This window comes from Pseudomonas sp. UBA6562 (assembly GCF_002434265.1).
GTDB lineage: Bacteria > Pseudomonadota > Gammaproteobacteria > Pseudomonadales > Pseudomonadaceae > Aquipseudomonas.
This window is the reverse complement of record NZ_DJJS01000007.1, coordinates 614,807-633,438: the sequence shown is the minus strand read 5'-3', so window position 1 is coordinate 633,438 and position 18,632 is coordinate 614,807. Positions and strand designations below refer to the sequence as shown.

17 protein-coding genes are annotated in these 18,632 nt (G+C 66.0%); 6 read left to right on the top strand and 11 right to left on the bottom strand.

Annotated features, from left to right (window positions below):
- Positions 1 to 34 precede the first annotated feature (34 nt).
- Together B4M43_RS14825 and B4M43_RS14820 are read right to left on the bottom strand one after the other, a co-directional pair.
- Entirely contained in the window at positions 35 to 502 is a 468-nt protein-coding gene (locus B4M43_RS14825; RefSeq protein WP_296268190.1) for a hypothetical protein, read from the bottom strand.
- 41 nt (positions 503 to 543) lie between these two features.
- Complete coding sequence (locus B4M43_RS14820) at positions 544 to 1,569, bottom strand: UV damage endonuclease UvsE (protein WP_296268189.1); 1,026 nt, start codon at positions 1,567 to 1,569, stop codon at positions 544 to 546.
- A 166-nt stretch (positions 1,570 to 1,735) separates the two neighbouring features.
- Between B4M43_RS14820 and B4M43_RS14815 the strand changes: the two genes are divergently transcribed.
- The gene (locus B4M43_RS14815; protein WP_296268188.1) at positions 1,736 to 2,191 is read left to right on the top strand and encodes an NUDIX hydrolase; all 456 of its coding nucleotides are present in this window, start codon (positions 1,736 to 1,738) and stop codon (positions 2,189 to 2,191) included.
- A 129-nt stretch (positions 2,192 to 2,320) separates the two neighbouring features.
- On the opposite strand, the gene B4M43_RS14810 is transcribed toward B4M43_RS14815, so the two are convergent.
- On the bottom strand, positions 2,321 to 2,812 hold the full coding sequence (locus tag B4M43_RS14810; RefSeq protein WP_296268187.1) for a hypothetical protein: 492 nt from the start codon (positions 2,810 to 2,812) through the stop codon (positions 2,321 to 2,323).
- 119 nt (positions 2,813 to 2,931) lie between these two features.
- On the opposite strand from B4M43_RS14810, the gene B4M43_RS14805 reads away from it, so the two are divergent.
- A complete protein-coding gene (locus tag B4M43_RS14805; protein WP_296268186.1) occupies positions 2,932 to 3,450 on the top strand; it encodes a GNAT family N-acetyltransferase in 519 nt (172 codons plus the stop codon).
- A gap of 8 nt (positions 3,451 to 3,458) precedes the next feature.
- Here B4M43_RS14805 and B4M43_RS14800 read toward each other — a convergent pair whose 3' ends face one another.
- From B4M43_RS14800 to B4M43_RS14765, 8 genes are all read right to left on the bottom strand, one after another.
- Positions 3,459 to 4,382, bottom strand: a complete 924-nt coding sequence (locus tag B4M43_RS14800; RefSeq protein WP_296268185.1) for a pyridoxal-phosphate dependent enzyme — start codon at positions 4,380 to 4,382, stop codon at positions 3,459 to 3,461.
- 56 nt (positions 4,383 to 4,438) lie between these two features.
- Positions 4,439 to 6,148 (bottom strand): amidase, encoded by a 1,710-nt coding sequence (locus B4M43_RS14795; protein WP_296268183.1) that lies wholly within the window; start codon positions 6,146 to 6,148, stop codon positions 4,439 to 4,441.
- Between the two features lie 327 nt (positions 6,149 to 6,475).
- A complete protein-coding gene (locus B4M43_RS14790; RefSeq protein WP_296268182.1) occupies positions 6,476 to 8,035 on the bottom strand; it encodes an NEL-type E3 ubiquitin ligase domain-containing protein in 1,560 nt (519 codons plus the stop codon).
- Positions 7,993 to 11,340, bottom strand: coding sequence for a dermonecrotic toxin domain-containing protein (locus tag B4M43_RS14785; protein WP_296268181.1), 3,348 nt, complete (start codon positions 11,338 to 11,340; stop codon positions 7,993 to 7,995). The genes B4M43_RS14790 and B4M43_RS14785 overlap by 43 nt, the downstream gene beginning before the upstream one ends.
- A 142-nt stretch (positions 11,341 to 11,482) precedes the next feature.
- On the bottom strand, positions 11,483 to 11,845 hold the full coding sequence (locus tag B4M43_RS21230; protein ID WP_422662666.1) for a DUF7693 family protein: 363 nt from the start codon (positions 11,843 to 11,845) through the stop codon (positions 11,483 to 11,485).
- A complete protein-coding gene (locus tag B4M43_RS14775) occupies positions 11,778 to 12,323 on the bottom strand; it encodes a cupin domain-containing protein (RefSeq protein WP_296268180.1) in 546 nt (181 codons plus the stop codon). The genes B4M43_RS21230 and B4M43_RS14775 overlap by 68 nt, the downstream gene beginning before the upstream one ends.
- A gap of 145 nt (positions 12,324 to 12,468) precedes the next feature.
- Positions 12,469 to 13,002 (bottom strand): cytochrome b, encoded by a 534-nt coding sequence (locus B4M43_RS14770; RefSeq protein WP_296268179.1) that lies wholly within the window; start codon positions 13,000 to 13,002, stop codon positions 12,469 to 12,471.
- Positions 12,999 to 14,045, bottom strand: a complete 1,047-nt coding sequence (locus tag B4M43_RS14765; RefSeq protein ID WP_296268178.1) for a catalase family peroxidase — start codon at positions 14,043 to 14,045, stop codon at positions 12,999 to 13,001. The genes B4M43_RS14770 and B4M43_RS14765 overlap by 4 nt, the downstream gene beginning before the upstream one ends.
- A gap of 126 nt (positions 14,046 to 14,171) precedes the next feature.
- Between B4M43_RS14765 and B4M43_RS14760 the strand changes: the two genes are divergently transcribed.
- The 4 genes from B4M43_RS14760 (at position 14,172) to B4M43_RS14745 (ending at position 18,628) form a co-directional block, all read left to right on the top strand.
- Positions 14,172 to 14,693 carry a sigma-70 family RNA polymerase sigma factor gene (locus B4M43_RS14760; protein WP_296268177.1) on the top strand — a complete coding sequence of 174 codons (522 nt, stop codon included), beginning with the start codon at positions 14,172 to 14,174 and terminating at the stop codon, positions 14,691 to 14,693.
- Entirely contained in the window at positions 14,690 to 15,442 is a 753-nt protein-coding gene (locus B4M43_RS14755; protein WP_296268176.1) for an anti-sigma factor family protein, read from the top strand. Before B4M43_RS14760 ends, B4M43_RS14755 begins: the two co-directional genes overlap by 4 nt.
- A gap of 98 nt (positions 15,443 to 15,540) precedes the next feature.
- Entirely contained in the window at positions 15,541 to 16,014 is a 474-nt protein-coding gene (locus B4M43_RS14750; protein WP_296268175.1) for a GNAT family N-acetyltransferase, read from the top strand.
- Positions 16,015 to 16,141: 127 nt separating this feature from the next.
- Positions 16,142 to 18,628 (top strand): sensor domain-containing protein, encoded by a 2,487-nt coding sequence (locus B4M43_RS14745; RefSeq protein ID WP_296268174.1) that lies wholly within the window; start codon positions 16,142 to 16,144, stop codon positions 18,626 to 18,628.
- The last annotated feature ends 4 nt before the right edge of the window (positions 18,629 to 18,632 follow it).

The following is an 18,632-nucleotide window of genomic DNA, read 5'->3' as shown; positions in this document are numbered from 1 at the left end:
GCAAGGGGCGAACGCCCCGACGCGCCTGAGGGAGTTACTTGTCCATCTTCTCCAGCTCTTCGCTGATGTCCTTGACCCGCTCGGTGGCCTGCTCGCGCAGCTTGGGATCGGTGGCGGTCTGCATCATGTAGTTGTTGAGCTTCTCGCCGATGACTTTGGTTTCTGGCGTCTTGCCCAATTGCTGGGCCTTGGCCGGGTCCTTGAGCATGGCCGTGACCTGCGCGAATTCGGCATCGCTGAAGTGTTCTTCGCTGTACAGCTTGTGGATGTCGTCGCGGTATTCGTCGAAGGTGAAGTGGTCGCGCACCACCTCTTTGATCTTCTCCACGGGCAGGTTGGGATGTGCCGACGCAAAGGGCGGCACGATGCTGTCGATGGTGCCCTGGTAGTTCTGTTGCAGCGGGAATTGCGCGTCGATCTGCGCCTCGCGGTCGTTTTTGCCGCACGCGGCCAAGGCGCCGACCAGCAGCAGGGGCAGGATGAATCGAGGTGAACGCAGCATGGGGGTGACCTTTGCTTGAGTGAAATAGAGGCCAGACGCGGCTAAATGGCCGCACCGAGCAGGTAACGATGGTAGAAGTCGAGCGTCGCCAGGTTCTTGTGCTTGGCCTCGAACATGATGTCGAAGGCGTCGACGAATTGCAGCGCGTAGCGATTGGTCCAGTCGTTCCACATCAGATCGCTATGACCATACAGATCGCGTTTGTTCACCGCTTCGAGCAACGCGGGGATCTCCAGCTTGCGTTCGGCGCTGAAACCCAAGTCCTGTAAACGCTCGGGCGGCTGCGAGTAGTGCATCACCGGGCGCACGCCGCGCCAGCTGTCGATGATGCGCAGCAGGCGCGGATCGTCGCGGGCCACGTAGTCGTTCTCGTGGATCCAGGCGTGGTGGATGTCGAGCACGACTGGCGCCAAGTCGGCAAGGCCCAGGCAGTCGTCCACGCCATAGGTCTTCTCGTCGTTTTCCAGGGTGATGACGTTGCGCGCCACCTCCGACAGGCGCGGCCACACCGCGCGCATGCCGGCCGCCCCCAGACGCCCGGCGATGTGCACGTTGCATTTGAAGTCCTGGAACTGCTTGCCGTAGCCCATCAGGCGGATCATGTCGGCGTGGTACTCGAATTCGGCCAGGCTGGCTTCCACCACCTCCGGACGGTCCGAGCCCAGCACGCAGTACTGCCCAGGGTGGAACGACAGGCGCACGCCGGCTTCGCGCGCCCGCGCGCCGATGGCGGCGAAACGCGGCTCGAGCAGCGCTTGGATGTCGGGGGCCTGGTAGAAGCTGGCGACGTCGCGATGGCTGTAGAGCGGCAGCAGGTCGCTGGACAGGCGCAGCATGTGCAGTGCCGGCGGCAGGCCGGCGACGTAGTCGACCAGGCGCAGCTGCGCCTCGAGGTTGTGCTGGATCAGATCGATCAGCTTGTCGCGGGCCGCCTCCAGGCTGGCCGAGGACAGCCAGCGCAACGTGGTGGTGCGGGTGTTGAAGGCCCGCTCGATGGCTTCCAGTTCCTTGATCGAATGGCTGCGGTGCGGGTGGCGGTACATACAGGCAAAGCCCAAGCGGGGCATCGTTGGCTCCAAGGTTCGGCGACAGGCAGGCAGTGGACCATGGCCCGAGGCAGAACGATCCATCGCCCGCCAAGGCGCCGGCGATGAACCGCGCGAGGCGTTGGCCGGTCTCACCACCAAGGTGCCCGCGGCGGGCTCCCGACACCCACCTTTCAGGATGTGCAGCATGCGAGAACGCCCTTCGGCCCGGTTGCTGGTGCTCGATTCGCAACAGCGGGTCCTGCTGTTCCATTTCGTCCACCATCAGGGGGCTCTGGCCGGCACCTCGTGCTGGGCCACACCCGGCGGAGGGGTCGAGGCTGGGGAAAGCTTCGCCCAGGCGGCGCGGCGTGAGCTGTGGGAGGAAACCGGCATCGAAGTCGGCGATGTGGGCGAGCCAGTAGCCGAGCGTCGCTTCGACATGACGTTGCCCTGTGGCGAGGCGGTGAAGGTCGTCGAGCAGTTTTTCGTGGTACGGGTAGCCGACACCACGGTATCCGAGGTCAACTGGACGGCGCTCGAGGTGGAGGTGCTTGCCGCGCACCGCTGGTGGAGCCGTCAGGAATTGTTGGAGACCCAGGACATCGTCTGGCCTGACGATTTGCTGGCCTTGTTAGCCCAGGTCGGCCGTCCGCGTGGGTAAGCCGTCATGGCAGGTGCGATGTGTCAGAAGCGTCTTGGCCCTAATGGTGGTCGTAACGAAAGCCGCCCCCGCTTTGGGTGCCTTACCTCTCACTAGACCAACATTGGCCTGGCTGGAAGGGGGCACACCTCAACCTGCTTCCAGAGCCTGCCGCTGCATCCGGCCCAACGCCTCTTCGATCTGCTGCATACGCTGCGCCGCGCGTGCCTTGGCGTCCGGGTCGTTGGCGCTTTCGCGCATCAGGCGGGTGAGCTTTTCGCTGAGCTGCCGGCCTTCCAGGCTCTGGCCCAAGGCCTTGGCCTTGACCGGGTCGGCAGTGGCGGCTAGCACCAGGTCGAACTCGACGTCGCTGAAGTGCTGCTCGCTGTACAGCCGGAGCAGGTCCTGGCGCTGGTCCTCCATGGTCAGGTGCTCGCGCAGGACCTGGTCGACCTGTTCTTCGGACAACGCCGGGAAGCGCGGCGCGAGCAATTGGCCCATGCGCTCGATGTTGTGCGTGTAGGCCTCTTGCCACGGCAATTGGGCGAGAATCTTCTTTTCGCGGGTCGGATGGCCGGCGGGCTGGTCGCAACCGGCGAGCGTGGCCAGCAGCGTCAACAAGACAACAAAGGAACGGGACATGCGCGGACGACCTGGGCCAAGGCGGGGCGCCAGTGTACTGCATGGCAGCGCGGCCGGGTTGCGGGCAAGCGCCGACTGCGGTAGAACCGCGGGTCTTCGCCACTCGACATTGGACACCCATGCCCACCTGGACCTTGCAACGCGCCAGCGCCTCTGACGCCGACGAGATCGTGCGCTTCGTCGACAGCGCCCGCGCCAGCCTGTTTCCCAAGCTCGCCGACACGCCTACGCCCGAGGACTTGCTGCATTTCGAGCGCACCTACGTGCACGGCGAAGGCTGTTTTCTCACCGCCCGCGACCAGGGCCGACTGATCGCAGTGATCGGTTATGTGCCGTATGACCACCGCTTCGCCCAACTCGATTATCGCGGTGTGGACGTTGTGGAAGTGGTGCGCTTGTTCGTGCTGCCCGAGTATCGCCGCGCGGGCCTGGCGGCGGCGCTGTTCGAAGCCTTGCGCGACGAGGCGGTTGCCGCCGGCGTGGAATGCCTATACCTGCACACCCATCCGTTCCTGCAAGGTGCCATCACGTTCTGGCAGCGCCAGGGCTTCGTCATCGAGCACATCGAGAGCGACCCGGTGTGGCAGACCACGCACATGGCCCTGCCCTTGATCGCTCCCGGGCAACTGCCGACCTGAGGCCGTCTTCAGGCTGGCAGCAGCGCCTCGCGCCATGTGCGCAGTTGCTCGAGCGTCGCCGTCGCGCCGCCGCACACCACCACCAGCACATTGCGGTACTCGCCCAACCCCTCGGCCGCGTAGGCCAGGGCCAGCGCCGCGCCACAGGCCGGCTCGACCAGCACGCGATGGTCGTGCAGGAAGCGCTCGCAGGCTTGCACGGCTTGCAGGTCGGTCACCCGATGGCTCTGCACCGGGTGGGTGCGATGGCAGATCAAAGCCTGCTCGGCCACGCGCTTGGCGCCCAGGCTGGTGGCGATCGAGTCGAGCCGCTCCAGCTCCACCAGCGCATCGGCCTGCACGGCCGCGTTGAACGACGCGGCACCTTGGGTTTCCACCGCCAGCACCGGTACGTCGTTCCAGCCGTTGCGCTTGAGTCCCTGCACCACACCGCTGAGCAAACCGCCGCCGCCCACCGACAGCACCACCGCATCGGGCCGCAGCCCCGTGGCGGCGACTTCGTCGATCAGGGAGGCGTGGCCTTCCCACAGCAGCGGGTCATCGAAGGGGTGGATGAAGGCATCGTGTTCGCCGACCAGGGTCTGCGCCAGGGCATTGGCCTCGTGCCAGGCGCTGCCGTGCACGATCACCTTGGCCTCTTCCAGGGCCAGCAGCGCCCTGGCGTGGGCGCTGGTGGTTTCCGGCACCACGACCGTGACCGGCACGCCCAGGCGGCGCCCGGCATAGGCCACCGCCAGGCCGGCGTTGCCACCCGAGGAAGACACAAAGTGCCGGGCACCGCAGGCATGGTGCACTTCGCAGGCATGGCCCACGCCGCGCAGCTTGAACGAACCGCAGGGCTGCAAGGCATCGAGCTTGATCCAGACGCTGCGCTGCGCCGCCAGCGACAGGGGGCGCGATTCGAGCAGGGGGGTATTGATGTGCAGCGCCATCGGACAACTCCGCAAATGAGGTCGGCCGAGCACCATAGCGGTGCTCGGCCGGCAAATCAACGCGCGCCCAGTGGGGGGGTGCGCGGTGGCACCTGGCGGCGTTTGCCGGTGGCTTCGAAGGCGCAGGCGTAGCGCAGTAGCGACGAGTCGTCGTAGGCCTTGCCGGCGAAGGTCAGGCCCACCGGCATGCCGATGTCGGCCATCACGCCCATGGGCACCGTCACCGTGGGAACGCCCAAGTGGCGGATCGCCAGGTTGCCGTTGGCGACCCAGACGCCGTTGCTCCAGGCGATGTCGGCCGAGACTGGGTTGACGTCGGCGTCGGCCGGCGCCACGTCGGCGACGGTTGGGAACAGCACGGCGTCCAGGCCGAGGTGGGCCATCCAATCTTCCAAGTCCTGCTTGCGGGTCTGTTCCAGGCCGCGCAGGCCGTCGGGCAAGGTGTCGATCTGGTCCCAAGTTTTCAGGCCGCGCTTGGCCATGTTGACGTACTCGTCCATGCCGGCCGCGAGGTCGTCTTCGCGGTTGGGCAGGGTGCCGGGGTCGTGGGGGAAAATCTGCGGGCCGTCGACATCGGCCAGGCGGTTGAGCGCCGGGTCGCCGTTGGCCCGCAGGAAGTCGTCGAAGGCCCAGCCCGACAAGGCCCACAGCTCATCGTGCAGGAATTCGCGGCTGACGATGCCGCGGTTGTACACCGTGGGCGCGCCCGGGCGGTCGCCCTCGCAGTTGGACACCAGCGGGAAGTCCACTTCGACCACTTCGGCGCCGGCCGCTTCCAAGGCCTGGCGCGCGGCCTGCCACAGGTCGATGACGCTGGCGCGGGTGTGGATGCGCTGTCCGGTAGGCCCGCCGATGCCGGGTTTGTCCGAGGTGCCGGCCGCGTCATCGGCGTTGATGTACATGCGCGGCACGCCCAAGCGCTTGCCGCGCAGGGCATTGGCGTCTGCGGCCAGGGCAGGGTAGGACGCGGGGCGCACGCTGCTGGCCGCCGGGATCGGCACCCAGGGTTGCAGGCGCCACAGGTCGCCGCGCGGGTTAGGGTCGTCGGCCACCACCACGTCGAGCACCTCCAGCAGGTCGGCCATGGTCCGCGCGTAGGGCACCACCACGTCCATGGTCGGGGTCAGCGGCCAGTTGCCGCGTACCGAGATCACCCCGCGCGAGGGGGTATAAGCGCACAGGCCGTTGTTCGAAGCCGGGCCACGACCGCTCGACCAGGTTTCTTCGGCCAGGCCGAAGGCGCTGAAGCTGGCCGCCGTGGCGGTGCCCGCGCCGTTGGACGAGCCGGAAGCGAAGGGCGCGGTGAGGTAGGCACCGTTGTAGGGGCTTTCGGCGCGGCCATAGACGCCGCGCTGCATGCCGCCGTTGGCCATGGGCGGCATGTTGGTCTTGCCCAGGCAGATGGCGCCGGCGGCGCGCAGGCGTTCGACCGTGAACGCATCGCGCTGCGCCACCAGGTGCCGGAACGCCGGGCTGCCGGAAGCGGCGGTCAGGCCCTTGACCAGGTAGCTGTCCTTGGCGGTGTAAGGAATGCCGTCCAGCGGCCCCAGCGACTCGCCACGGGCGCGTCGGGCATCGGACGCCTGCGCCTCGCGCAGCGCATCGGGATTGTCCACCACCACGGCATTGAGGGCGGTGGCGGTTGCATGGCCATCGTAAGCTGCGATGCGCGCCAGGTAGGCTTCGACCAGCTCGACCGCAGTGGTGCGGCCAGCGGCGAGCGCCTCGCGCAGGTCGGCAATGGAAAGCTCGGTTACCTCGATCATGCGTTCACCTGAAAAAAGGGGCTGAGTGGATACTGGCCAATCGGACGCCGCAGGCGCGCGGGCCGCCTGCACGTGCAGGGCTCGTGTGTTCAGTGGCAGCAGAAACGTTTGCGGGTGCTGCCGGGCCTACGTCGCCCCCGGGAGTGACGACGCGGTGTGTGCGGCAGGAAACGCTTCGCTGTGTGGCGTCGCGGCAGTGTACAAGAAGCGTCATCGCGAAACAGGCATGCGGCCCGGCAATGGGCCTTTGCAAAACGGCACGGCCAGGCCCTGGAGGCCTGCCGCGCCATGATAGCCCCCGTGGCGAGCGGCAGCTCGACGGTCAGGTCAGTTCGAACGCTGTTCCACCGCGCGGGTCAGGCTGTCCAACAGGCCGCGCTCGGTTTCCTCGCGCTGTAGCCCGATGCGCCGGACGGCCTCCAGGTATTGGCCTTCGGTAACACTGACGCGGCTCAGGTTGCCAGCGGCATCGAGCAGCGACTCGCCCAGCACGTCTTCCAGCAGCGTGCGCACTGACGGCGGCAGTTGTGTGACCGGCTCGGCATGTTCGTCCTGGCTGTAGTCGAGGTAGTCCAGGCCCGTGCGCCAGAAGTCGGTCAGGGCTTCGAACTGCTCGGCATGCTGCGTGCGCAAGGTGTGCTGCCACTGTGGTTGGTCCACCAGCCACTGGCGCCGCAACGCAACATCCTGATCGAGTCTGCCCACCTCGGTCGCGACGTTTTGCACGATGCGTGCGTTGATGTTGGCCAGTTGCGCGTACAGCATGCCCGAACTCGGCTCGGGATAATCCAGTGGGCCGGCCAATATCTGTCGTAGCGCCAGACGTATTTCGATTTCGTCGACCGGCATGTTCAACAGTATTCGGTCCGAGCTGACGGCTACGTCGTCCAACTCATCCAGCAGGGGTAAGTGGCTTTCGTCGCCTGTGGTCTGAGCTTCCAGCACCGCGGCCCTGCGCACGCTGCGATGCCAAGCGATGCGTTGCGCAAGGGTATTGACCTGCTCGCGGCGGAAAATCTGGCGCAGCAGCTGGTACTGATCGAGCAGCGGATCGGCGCCCAGGCTCGCATTCTGGATCAACAGGCGAATTTCCAACGCGCTGAAAGCGTCGGCACCCGCGTCGCCACAGGTGGGCGGGAACGTTTCGGCTTCCTCGTTCAGCGCCTGACGCAGGGCATCGTCCTGGCTGGCACGTTCGAGTATGCTCCAGACCCGCTCGCGCAGCCCGTCTTCATGGCTGCGCGCTTCGGCAGAGTCGCTCAGACGCTCCAGCACACCGGCCAGGGGTCGGTTGCCACCCTGGGCGAACAAGGTGTCCCACAAGGCATCCTGCTCCGCGGTGATGCCGGTACGCCAGCGCACCTGCCACGCAGGCAGCTCAATCGCATTTTCCTCGACGCTCACGCGGGCTTGCTGCAGACGGCTACGCGTGGCGGGGTCCATACCGTTGAAGTCCATGTTCCAGCGGCGTCCGGGCAGTCCTGCTGCCAGATCCCGCGCGTAGGGCGTGGCAAGCAGGGTTTCGGTCTGGGGCAGGGCCGCTATCCGGTTCATCGACAGCTCGATGCTGCGCAATCGGTATTGCGGCTGGCTCATGAGCACGGTCAGCCCTTCGGGCCAAACCTCCAGCCCACAGTCGATCATCAACAACGTATGCAAGCGCCCCATATAGCGCAGATCCGGCGCGATCCCCAGCGGGTTGAAACTCAGCGACAACTGTTCGGGATGCACCAAGTCTTGGAAGCGCAGGGCTTGTGCTTCGGTGAGCGTGATTCCGTTGCTGGAAAGGTTCAATACGTTGAGTGGTAGGCGAGCGAGCAGCGCTTGTGCAGGTTCGTCCAGCGTCAGCCGATTACGCCTGAACGACAACCCACGCAGACGTCGCATCGCGCCCAGGGCCTGCTCGGCCGAGGCTCCCAATTGCGCGATATTGCTTTCTGCAAGGTCCAGCACCTCAAGATTGGGCGTGGCTTGCAGGGCCTGGAAGAGCGACTCGGCGTCCATCTGAGGGTGCTGAATGATGCCCAGCCGCTCGACAGCAGGAAAGCGTTCGAGGAAACCCCTGTCGAGCCGTTGCAGGCCCAGGTCCTCCAGACGCAAGCTACGGATATGGGGAAACCGTGCCGAATGGTGGGCAGCTCGCCGATTTGCAGATGCTCGAGGGCGAGGCTGGTGTTGGGCGTGTTGCCCATTCTGCGCCAAGCTGCGGTCAGTCGCTCGCCGAAGCGCAGGCGGTCGTCGCGCTGCAGGTTGTCGGTAGCCGCTCGCGCCCAGTCGCGCAGGTCGAGTTGCAACACCTCCAGTTCGGCCCTGAGTGCGATGATCGCTGTGCTCAGGCCGGCGCTGGCTTGTATCTCGGCGCTCAGCGTCATCAATTCGTCCTCGCTCAGCCCAGGGTAGATCGATCCCAGCTCGTGCAGCGCGACGACATTCGTCCGTCGCGGCACACCGCGTCCGCTCAGGGGGTAGCCGATCCGCCCATGGCTGAGCGCGAGCGGCGAGCGGTAACCTGGCCGGATCGGTTGCTGACCGATCAACTCGGCGCTGCGCGCACGGTCGTTGGTCGCCCGTTGCCAGAGCGACATGCCTTGCAGTTGCGCATCTTCGGCCTGCCACCCCTGGATCAGCAAGGCGGTGTCGTGGTTGGCCAGCGTGGGCCTGTACAGCCCGAGTAGGGCGCGGTTCAAACGGGCGTTTGCCTGCATCACGCGGGCTTCCTCCAGCACCCGCAGAGGAATGCGACCTGCCGGCGCCAGCATGGTCTGACGCTCCGCTTCGCTGGCTTTACCGACGATGGCCTCGATCGAGACTACGGGCAGCCCGGGGAACTGCCCCGCCAAAAGCGTTCCTGCACCCGACAGCGTGGGCGCCAAGAGCTGATAGAAGCGCTGCGTTATCGCACCTCGAGGCTCCAGCAAGTGTTCGGCCAAACGTGCCTGAACCCTGTCGGCAAGCGATTCGCCAAGCTGCGACGCATCGTCCAACACCGAAGGATCGGCCATCTGATCGAGTACCGCGCGCACCAACCCGCCCGCTTCCAGCTCGCTGCGACCGACCCGTATGACCACATCGTCGGGCTGGATCGGCAGGCGGCCGTACAGGGTCGAAGCCTGCGCGCCTTGGGGATCATCGAAGATTCCGATCAAGTGGTTCTCGGGCCAGCCTTCGAGATGCACCAGGCTCGGTAGCGCGAAGTTGTCCGAGGCCTTGAGCGGCGCACCGGCACGGATTCGATCGATAGCCTGCGTGACACGCTGGTCGGCCTTGAGCCAGGCCAAGGCATCCTTGAACAACGCCGGCAACGGTTGCCCATCGATGTGCAGGGCCTGCAGCACTTCCGGGGCGATCCCGGTGCTCAGCCAGGCACCGCGTACATCGTCCAGGTTCAGGTATCGATTCTGTTGGCCGAGGCGCGTGAGCAACCTGTCCAGATCCCATTGCAGGGGGCGCTCCAAGGCCAGCCGCCAGGCCCCTTCACCGTTGTGTGCCAACGCAGGCGCGTAGGCGGCGCTGTGGCTGGGGTGACGCACTCGCCAGGTGCCTACGCCGTCCTCGAACTGCTCGTAAAAGGTGCCGTCGATGCGCACCAAGTGGCGCCCCTCGACATAGTATTGGCCTGCGGCATTGGCTTCAGAAAGCAGAGGCAGCTCGGTTTCGCTGGCGTAACCACGCAGGCTGGGGCTCCACAAGCGCTCGGCCCCTTCGACGGTGATGCTGTGCATGGCATCGACGAAGCCCGAAGCCTGCAGCGCCACGCCGCCGCCGACCACTGCCGCCGACACGGCCACGTTGAGCAGTATCGACTCCAGCTGCGCCAGGGCCTCGACATTGTCGCCGTCCTCCCAGGCAGAGATGCCCTCGAATACGTTGCCAGTGATCTGCGCGGCGGCGATGGTCAGCAACAGCGGATTGAGCACGGGCACGCACATCGCTGCTACGTTGAGCACCGTCAGCCCAACATCGAGCCAGTAGGCCAGCTGTTTCAGGCGCACCGTTTGGTCGACATCGGCCGTGGGTACGGCGACACTGCGCGCATCGCCCTTGAGGCGGCGAACGTGCTCTTCTTCGAGCGAGTGCCACAGTGGGTGGTCCAGCGGGTACTCGGAGGTGTCCAGATGCACGGTGTTGCGCCGGGTTAACGGCTTGGCGTCGGGGTCTTCGAACAGCGCGCGCTCAAGCCTTAGGGTCAGTTCGGGCTGCAAGCGGTGCGGCGCCAGCGCCACCAGTCGGCGCAGAACGTCGGGCTCGGCCAAGCGCCTGCGCATGTCGGCGAAGGCTGCCTGTAACGATGCGAAAGCGCGTATTGGGGTGGGGCTGTCGGGCCAGTACACCACTACAGTGGCGTCGCTCTGCGGATCTGTGTCTGCGATCAACAGCAGTTCATGGATCGGTATGCCGAACAAGGCTATCTGCCAGCAGCGTAGCGGGCGGGTCAGTGGCATATCGCTGCAGAGCGCCTGTAGAGCGCCGGACCAAGTGGCCGTGACTGCGCCTTTCATCGCAGCGATACGTACCTGGACCCGGAACTCGTCTTGGCGCGCAGCGATGGCAGCAGCGCGGATGGCGGCGGCCGATGTGCCGTCGTACACCTCGCTCAGGTGCTCTTGGTAACGTTGGCCCAGGTCCAGAGCACGGCAGTGGTCGATGAAGTCAGCTACGTGCAGGCCCGGAATGGGCGAGAAATCTTCAGCGCTACATTGCAACTGGCTCAGGCGGGTGGTGTCATGGAGGCCTTCGAAATTGTGCAGCGCGGCCTCCAGCAGGCTGCGCAACTGTGGTTCGCCCTTGGCGATCACCGGCAGCAGACCGGTAGACACGTTCGGGCCACTGGGCGGTGTCGGCTGCGCGACCTCTACAGGTTGGTAACGGTACTGCGCGTCGAGCACCGACATTGGCAAGCCCAAACGTTGTTGCAGCAAGGGCGCAGAGAATTCACTGACGCCTCGAAGGCCCCTCAAGTGCGCCTGCAACGTTTTGGCGCTGACCCGGCGCCGGTCGAGCGCGCGTAGCAGTGCTTCGCGCTCCAATAACGCGGCATCGGCGTACCAGGGGTAGGGTTTGCCATCGGCATCCAGGTAGACGGGACGGGCTTGCGCGATGACATCGCGAATGGTGCCGGGCGGCAGTTGGCGGCTCCATTGCGGCAAGGTGCGCAGTATTTGGGCGTGGTGCAGTAGGGTGGCTTGAGTCACGACGTACTCCTCGGGAGGTGGGAACGTCGATGAAATGAAAGAAGCGGCGGTTGCAGGCAGTACGTTGGCACCACCAATACTGGGCCTTGTGCCGCCCGCTTGTGCTCAGTCCAGCGCCGGCCTGAATGTTGGTATGCGAACGTCAGTCGCCGCCCAACGCCTGCTCCAGGCGCTGGCGTTCCCACAGGCTGAGCAGATCGGTGGGGTTGGTGCCGTAACGGGGCCAGTCGTCCAGGCTTGCAGACCCGCCCGTTGCCGTGTGGCAATCCAGGCAGCGGGCCAAGCCCTCGGCGTCGATCAGCAAGGTCAGTGTCCAACCTTCGATGTCGAGGCGAACCTCGCCTTCGCCGCTGCGGGCCACAATGTGCAAGTCCCGCACACCCAGCGCAGCCTCGCGCAGACGTTGGCAGACTTCGCGGGCGCTGGGTGCGGCGACTTCAGAAGTTCGCGGGGGTGTTGGCACTGATGATTTCGGCCTCGTCCTGACCAAGGTTCTTAAAGGCATGGGGAAGGGTAGTGGGGATGTAATAGCCGTCACCGGCGTTGAGCACGCTGACCTGGCCGTCGATCCACAGCTCGACGGTGCCACGCGTGACCAGCCCGCATTCTTCGCCTTCGGCATGCACGATCGGCTCGCCCGAATCGGCCCCCGGCGCGTACAGCTCGCGCAGCATGCGCATCTGCCGGCCTTCGACGCTGGCGCCGACCAGCAGCATGCGCAGGCCGTTGCGGCCCAGGTCGGGCTGGTCGCCTGCGCGGAACACGTAGCGTTCCTCGCGGGCCGGTTCATCGAAGCTGAAGAATTCGGCGAGGGACATGGGAATGCCTTCGAGCAGCTTTTTCAGCGAGCTGACCGAGGGGCTGACGCGGTTCTGTTCGATCTGCGAGATGGTGGAGTTGGTCAGGCCACTGCGGCGGGCCAGTTCACGTTGGGAAAGGTTGTTGCGTTCACGCACCAGCTTGAGTCGAGTCCCGGTGTCCATAGCCGCCTTGTTGTCAGAGGTGTCGATAAAAATGGGCGAAACATTAAAACACACTCCGCCCGTAGGCGCGCTGCGCCCTCGAACGACGAAGGCGCAGGTGCCGGGCGGCCATAACGGTGTGCTCAAGTGCAGGGGCGGCATTCGCTCACTCGGGACGACGGCGACCCGGCCACATGCTCGCCAGCACACCGTCGCGCCTGACCAGCGCATGCATCAAGGCGGCGCCTAAGTGCAGCAGCACCACGCCGAACAACGCGTAGCCGGCCCAACCATGGGCCAGGCGCAGCACGGCGTACAGCTGCAAGTCATGGGGCGCGATGGCCGGCAGTTGCAGCGGGCGCGGGTAACCGCCGGCCGACAGCATCGCCCAGCCCAGCAGCGGCATACCCAGCATCAGCATGTAGAGCGCCAGGTGCGAGGCCCCGGCGGCCCAGCGCTGTAGGCGCGGCAGATCGCTCGGCAGCGGCGGGTGCGGCACGCTCAGGCGCATGCCGATGCGCACGATGACCAGGGCGAGCAGCGCCAGGCCCGTCGCCTTGTGCAGTTGCAGGAGTACGGGATGGCGCAGCGACAGGTCGCTGACCATGCTCACGCCGATGAACAGCATGGCGAGGATCAGCACCGCCATCAGCCAGTGCAACAGCCGCGCCAAAGGGTGGAAGGTGGTGGGCGCGCTCATGGCTTGGTTCCTGGGCTGAGGGTTTCGCGGCTGCGTCGGTCGAACGACACGGCATAGGCGGCCGAACGGGCGGCAAGGATGGGGTCAGCCGAGGCCTTGATACCACTGGGCAGGATCAACGGGTCGAAGTTGAGGTCGCGGCAGGCGCCTTGTTCCGGACCCTCGACACGTTCGATGAGCAAGGTGCCGGCGTCGATGCTGCGCCGCTCGGCAGGCCACTGCTGGGCCGGATCGTCCACCGCATCGCCGGCTTCGGCCAGGGTCAGGCGTAAAGTCCAGCGCAGCGGGCCTTGCGCCAGGCGGCGCTGGAGGTCGTGTTGCAGGAACTGTTTGTCGTCCACTTGGGCGGGCAGGGGCTGGAAGGGTGCTTGCGGCACCAGTTGCCAGCGCACCGGCTGGGCGTTGCCGCGGGCATCGACCAGCACGAACGCATTGATGCTGTGGTAGGCGGTGCTGGCGAAGCTGTCGCTGGGCTTATAGCTCGCCGCCCAGCGGCGCCAGGCGGCGGTTTCCGGGTGTGCGGCGAAGAACGCCTGCTGGCGCGCCGGGTCGGGTTTGCCGGTGGCTGGATCGGGCGTGTTGGCCAGTACCTGGTCATAGAAGCCCTGCGCGGTGCTGACGGCCAGCACGGGCGGGTTGTTCATGCCCGTGCGCCAGGTCTGGCCGTCGTCGCTGCGCAGGTCCAGGGCCAGGCTGCGCGTAGGCACGGCGGTGTCCGGGGCGAACGGGTTGGCGCCGCCGATGGCGAAGCGACCGATCACCGGCACTTCGGCCTGGCTGAACACGCGCGCCGTCGACAACGAGGCGGCCTGGCCGCTGCTCAGGAAACGACCCGCCACGCACAGACCCTTGGCGTGGTTCTTGCGATAACCCGGATGGTGCCCGGCCTGGGCTTCGAAGGTGTCGATGATGCGTTGCGGGGTCAATGCCGGAGCGCCGAGCCAGCCGCCGGCATAGGCGAAGGTACCGGCCAGTGCCGTCAGGGCGCCACCGATGGCGACCAGGCGCAGCCATTTGGCCGAACCGTGCAGAGGGGTGTTCATGGGAGAAGGTCCGAAGCAGTCGATGAGCGAGTACGACGCAGCAGAAGAAATTTTATTCCGCCGCCAGGGAATACATTTCCCGGCGGAGCGTCTGCTGCACATACCCAATTGCGGCGCACATCGGCTATGCACGAACTCGACGAACATCAATGGCGTGATTTGCTGCTGCGTCTGCGGCGCTTCGCCATGGGCCTGACGCGCCACGCCGCCAGCGCCGACGACCTGGTGCAGGCCACCGTGGAGCGCGCCTTGAGCCGCCGCGGCCAGCAGCGCGACCCCGAGCAACTGCGCGCCTGGTTGTTCACCATCGAATACCGGCTGTTCCTCGACGGCAAACGCCGCGAGCGTCTGCATGCGCGGTGGCTGGCCTGGTTCGGGCGCAGCGAAGCGGAACACGACGGCCCCGCCGACGAGCCGCAGGCCAGTGTGCTGGCCCAAGCCGATCTGCGTGCGTTTGCCCGTTTGCCCAGCGAACAGCGTGCATTGTTGCTGTTGGTCAGCGTCGAAGGCTTGAGCTACAAAGAGGCCGCCCAGGCCCTGGACATTCCCATCGGGACGGTGATGTCGCGCTTGTCGCGTGCCCGCGCGGCCTTGCGCGACCTGACCGAAGACACGCCGCGCCCCCCGGCCTTGCGGAGACTGAAATGACCCGTCTGACCCCTACCGAAGCCGAGCTGCATGCCTTCGTCGACGAGCGCCTCGACGCCGCTCGACGCGCCGAGGTGCAGGTCTGGCTCAACGCCAACCCAGAGCAGGCCATGCGCATTCAGGCCTGGCAGGACGATGCCCGGCGCCTGCGCGCCGCCTTGGCCGGAATGTCCGGCCAGCCCCAGGGCGAGCCGCTGCAACTGGCGCAGTTGCAACGCCGTCTGCGCCAACGCCGGCAACGGCGCCTGGCCAGCGCGGCGGTACTGGTGCTGGCGTTGGGCTTGGGCGGCGTCGGCGGCTGGCAGGCGCGCAGCATCAGCGAGCCAGGGCAGGCGTTGCCGATGGCCGACGCCTTGCAGGCCCACCGGCTGTTCGCCAGCAGCGCTTCGCTAGACATCCAGGCGCGCGAGCCGCAACGCTTGCAAGCCTGGCTCGACCAGCACTTCGCCCGGGTCGGGCAGTTGCCCGATCTGAGTGGCTATGGCCTGCTGCCGGTGGGTGCGCGGTTGTTGAGCAACGAGCAGGGCGCCGCCGCACTGCTGGTGTTCGAAGACGGCACGGGCCAGCGTGTCAGCCTGTTCCTACGCTCTCCCGGCGAGCGCTATGCGCGCATGCCGAGCGGCGAACGTACCGAGGGGCAACTGGCAGCCCGCTATTGGTCCCATGGCGCCTATAGCTTCGCCCTGGTCAGCGCTGCCGACGACGTGCGCGGTGAACCACTGCGCCAGGCGCTGGACCTCAGTTTGTAACACAGGAGTGAAATCCCGATCCCGCTCGGTTAGGGTCAAGGGTCGACGGGCAACGTCGCAGCCCGTCAAACCGCGCCGATCGCTCGCAAGGAACCGCCATGATCGAGATTCGCCCTGCCACCCGCGCCGATACCCAGGCCACGTTCGACATCCGCCGCGCAGCGATCCACGCCCAGTGCATGGGCGTCTATTCGCGCGAAGACCTGCTGACATGGACCCAAGGCGAGCCCCAAGCTTGGTACGCCGACCTGGTGGAGCGTCACTTCCACGTAGCCTGCCAACACGGCGAGGTGGTGGCGACCATCATGCTCGGTCCCCAGGTGGGCGAGCTGGGCGCCCTGTTCGTCGCGCCCCACGCCATGGGCCAAGGCATCGGTCGGCGCCTGGTGGAGCACCTCGAAGACTTGGCGCGCGCCGCCGGATGGAGCCATCTGAGCCTGGAGGCCACGCTCAATGCCGCAGCCTTCTATCGCCGCTGCGGCTTCATTGGCGACAGCGAAGCGGTGTACCACTCGCCTTCGGGTGTCCACTTGCGTTGCATCCCGATGCACAAGGCGCTGCAGCCGGCATGACCGGTCGCCGACGGTCGCCAAACACACAAACCGACTCAGAGAAGGCATAATGCCACCATTCTGAAATCCAGGGTGTCCCCGATACAGGGGCAAGCGCCTTCTTCGCCGATGCCACAGGTTCGTTTCCATGTCGCTAGTTGCCAGCCCCGATGCCATGTACCGCTTGCTCATCCAGAGCGTGGTGGACTACGCCATCTATCTGCTCACGCCAGACGGCATCGTCGCCAACTGGAACGCCGGTGCCCAACGCGCCAAGGGCTACAGCGCCGAGGAAGTGGTGGGGCGGCATTACTCGCTGTTCTACACCCAAGCCGAGCGTTTGGCCGGCTGTCCCGACCTCAACCTGGCCCAGGCGCGACAGACCGGTCGCTTCAAAGAGCAAGGCTGGCGTTTGCGCAAAGACGGTACGGTCTTTCGCGCCCACGTGGTGATCGATGCGGTGTACGACGACGATCGGCAACTGGTCGGATTCGCCAAGATCACCCGCGACTGCACCGAGCAATATCGGGCGCATATGGCCCAACGCGAGCAGGAGCGCAACTTCCGCCTGCTGGTACAGGGCGTCAGCGACTACGCCATCTACCTGCTCGATACCCGTGGCCATGTCGCCAGTTGGAATGCCGGCGCCGAACGCACCAAGGGCTACCGCGCCGAGGAGATCGTCGGCCAGCACTTCTCGGTGTTCTACACCGAGCAGGATCGCCTGGGCGGGCTGCCCCAGGCCGGCCTGGACACCGCCCTGCGTTTGGGCAGGTTCCAAGCCGAAGGCTTGCGCCAGCGCAAGGACGGTTCGCATTTCTGGACCAGTGTGGTGATCGAAGCCATCCACGACGAAGACAGCGGCGAGCTGCTCGGCTTTTCCAAGGTGACCCGCGACATGACCGAACAGCGCGGCTACGAGCAGGCCCTGTTGCGGGCCAAGGAGGCGGCCGAGCAGCACAGCCAGGAGATGGCCGGGTTGTCGCAGTTCCTCGATTCGGTGATCGCCAACATTCCGGCCAGTGTGATCGTGCAGGACGCCAGCAGTCGCCAGATCCTGCTGGCCAACCAGCAGGCCGAGCGCTTGTTCGGCGGCCAGGCGGCGAGCATGATCGGCCAGTTGCCCGAGCAGTGCCTGCCCGAGGTCACGGCCAGTTACCTGGCGCAGCAGTTGCAGCGCGGTGCGCTCAATGATCGTCCCTTCGCCGACGAGAGCCGTGTGGAAACCGCACTCGGCATGCGCACCTTGCGCAGCCGCGTGCTGCGCTGCGAGCGCTCCGAGGGCCAGGCCGACTACATGCTGTTCGTCGCCGAGGACGCCACCGAACAGTTGGCCGCCCACGCCCAGATCCATTACATGGCCCACCACGATGCCCTGACCGGGCTGCCCAACCGCACACTATTCAGCGAGCGGCTCAAGCAGGCGCTGGCGCGTGGCGAAGAGCAGGGCAAGCTGGTCGCGGCACTGTGCCTTGATCTGGACAACTTCAAAAACATCAACGACAGCCTCGGCCATGCCTTCGGCGACAAGCTGCTGCGGGCCTTGGGCAAGCGCCTGCGCGGCGAGCTGCGCGAGCACGATACCCTGGCGCGCTTGGGCGGCGACGAGTTCGCCGTGGTCCTGACCCGGCTCGACAACCGCGAAGCCGCCTACCAGACTGCCCGACGTCTGATCGCCGCGAGTGGCCCGGTGTTTCGCATCGAAGGCCACCAGTTGAGCATCGGTGTGAGCATCGGCATCGCCGTCTCGCCCGATGACCATACCCAAGCCGAGCAACTGCTGCGCTACGCCGACATGGCCTTGTACGAGGCCAAACGCAACGGTCGCAACCGCTTCGAAAGCTTCCACGTCGAACTCGACGTCGCCGCGCGCCAGCGCCGGCTGGTGGAGACCGACCTGCGCACCGCGCTGCACTTGGGGCAGTTGCAGTTGCACTACCAACCGGTGATCGACCATCGCCACGACCGCGTCAGCGGCTACGAAGCGTTGCTGCGCTGGCAGCACCCGGTACGCGGCATGATCATGCCCATGGATTTCATCCCCATCGCCGAGGAGACAGGGCTGATTCACGACATCGGCATCCGCGCCTTGAACCTTGCCTGTCAGGAGGCGGCAAGCTGGCCCGGCGAGCAGACCGTGGCGGTCAATCTGTCGCCGGTGCAGTTCCGAGACGTCAACCTGCCGAACGTCGTGGCCCTGGCCCTGGCCGACTCGGGCCTGGCGGCCGCGCGTCTGGAGCTGGAAATCACCGAATCTGTCCTGTTGGGCAACAGCGAGGAAAACCTGCAGACCCTGCGCGCGCTCAAAGCGCTGGGTGTGTCGATTTCGCTGGACGATTTCGGTACCGGTTATTCCTCGCTGGGCTACCTGCGCTCGTTCCCCTTCGACCGGATCAAAATCGACAAGTCGTTCGTGCACGACATGTGCGAGAGCCGCGAAGCCATGTCGATCATCCGCGCCATCACCGAGCTGTCCAACAGCCTGCGTATCAAGACCACCGCCGAGGGTGTGGAATCCACCGAGCAGATGCGCCGCCTGAAGGCGGAAGGCTGCTCGCACCTGCAGGGGTATCTCTATGGTCGGCCGGTGCCTGCCAGCGAGCGTCTGATGCGCTTGCAGCGTTCGCAGGAGTAGGGAG

Excerpts from the sequence above, each read along its gene's own strand:
- B4M43_RS14800 (WP_296268185.1), bottom strand. The coding sequence starts at position 4,382 with ATGGCGCTGCACATCAATACCCCCCTGCTCGAATCGCGCCCCCTGTCG.
- B4M43_RS21230 (WP_422662666.1), bottom strand. The coding sequence starts at position 11,845 with ATGCCTTTAAGAACCTTGGTCAGGACGAGGCCGAAATCATCAGTGCCA.
- B4M43_RS14760 (WP_296268177.1), top strand. The coding sequence starts at position 14,172 with ATGCACGAACTCGACGAACATCAATGGCGTGATTTGCTGCTGCGTCTG.
- B4M43_RS14755 (WP_296268176.1), top strand. The coding sequence starts at position 14,690 with ATGACCCGTCTGACCCCTACCGAAGCCGAGCTGCATGCCTTCGTCGAC.
- B4M43_RS14815 (WP_296268188.1), top strand. The coding sequence starts at position 1,736 with ATGCGAGAACGCCCTTCGGCCCGGTTGCTGGTGCTCGATTCGCAACAG.
- B4M43_RS14745 (WP_296268174.1), top strand. The coding sequence starts at position 16,142 with ATGTCGCTAGTTGCCAGCCCCGATGCCATGTACCGCTTGCTCATCCAG.
- B4M43_RS14765 (WP_296268178.1), bottom strand. The coding sequence starts at position 14,045 with ATGAACACCCCTCTGCACGGTTCGGCCAAATGGCTGCGCCTGGTCGCC.
- B4M43_RS14805 (WP_296268186.1), top strand. The coding sequence starts at position 2,932 with ATGCCCACCTGGACCTTGCAACGCGCCAGCGCCTCTGACGCCGACGAG.
- B4M43_RS14750 (WP_296268175.1), top strand. The coding sequence starts at position 15,541 with ATGATCGAGATTCGCCCTGCCACCCGCGCCGATACCCAGGCCACGTTC.
- B4M43_RS14775 (WP_296268180.1), bottom strand. The coding sequence starts at position 12,323 with ATGGACACCGGGACTCGACTCAAGCTGGTGCGTGAACGCAACAACCTT.
- B4M43_RS14825 (WP_296268190.1), bottom strand. The coding sequence starts at position 502 with ATGCTGCGTTCACCTCGATTCATCCTGCCCCTGCTGCTGGTCGGCGCC.
- B4M43_RS14810 (WP_296268187.1), bottom strand. The coding sequence starts at position 2,812 with ATGTCCCGTTCCTTTGTTGTCTTGTTGACGCTGCTGGCCACGCTCGCC.
- B4M43_RS14790 (WP_296268182.1), bottom strand. The coding sequence starts at position 8,035 with ATGCGACGTCTGCGTGGGTTGTCGTTCAGGCGTAATCGGCTGACGCTG.
- B4M43_RS14795 (WP_296268183.1), bottom strand. The coding sequence starts at position 6,148 with ATGATCGAGGTAACCGAGCTTTCCATTGCCGACCTGCGCGAGGCGCTC.
- B4M43_RS14820 (WP_296268189.1), bottom strand. The coding sequence starts at position 1,569 with ATGCCCCGCTTGGGCTTTGCCTGTATGTACCGCCACCCGCACCGCAGC.
- B4M43_RS14770 (WP_296268179.1), bottom strand. The coding sequence starts at position 13,002 with ATGAGCGCGCCCACCACCTTCCACCCTTTGGCGCGGCTGTTGCACTGG.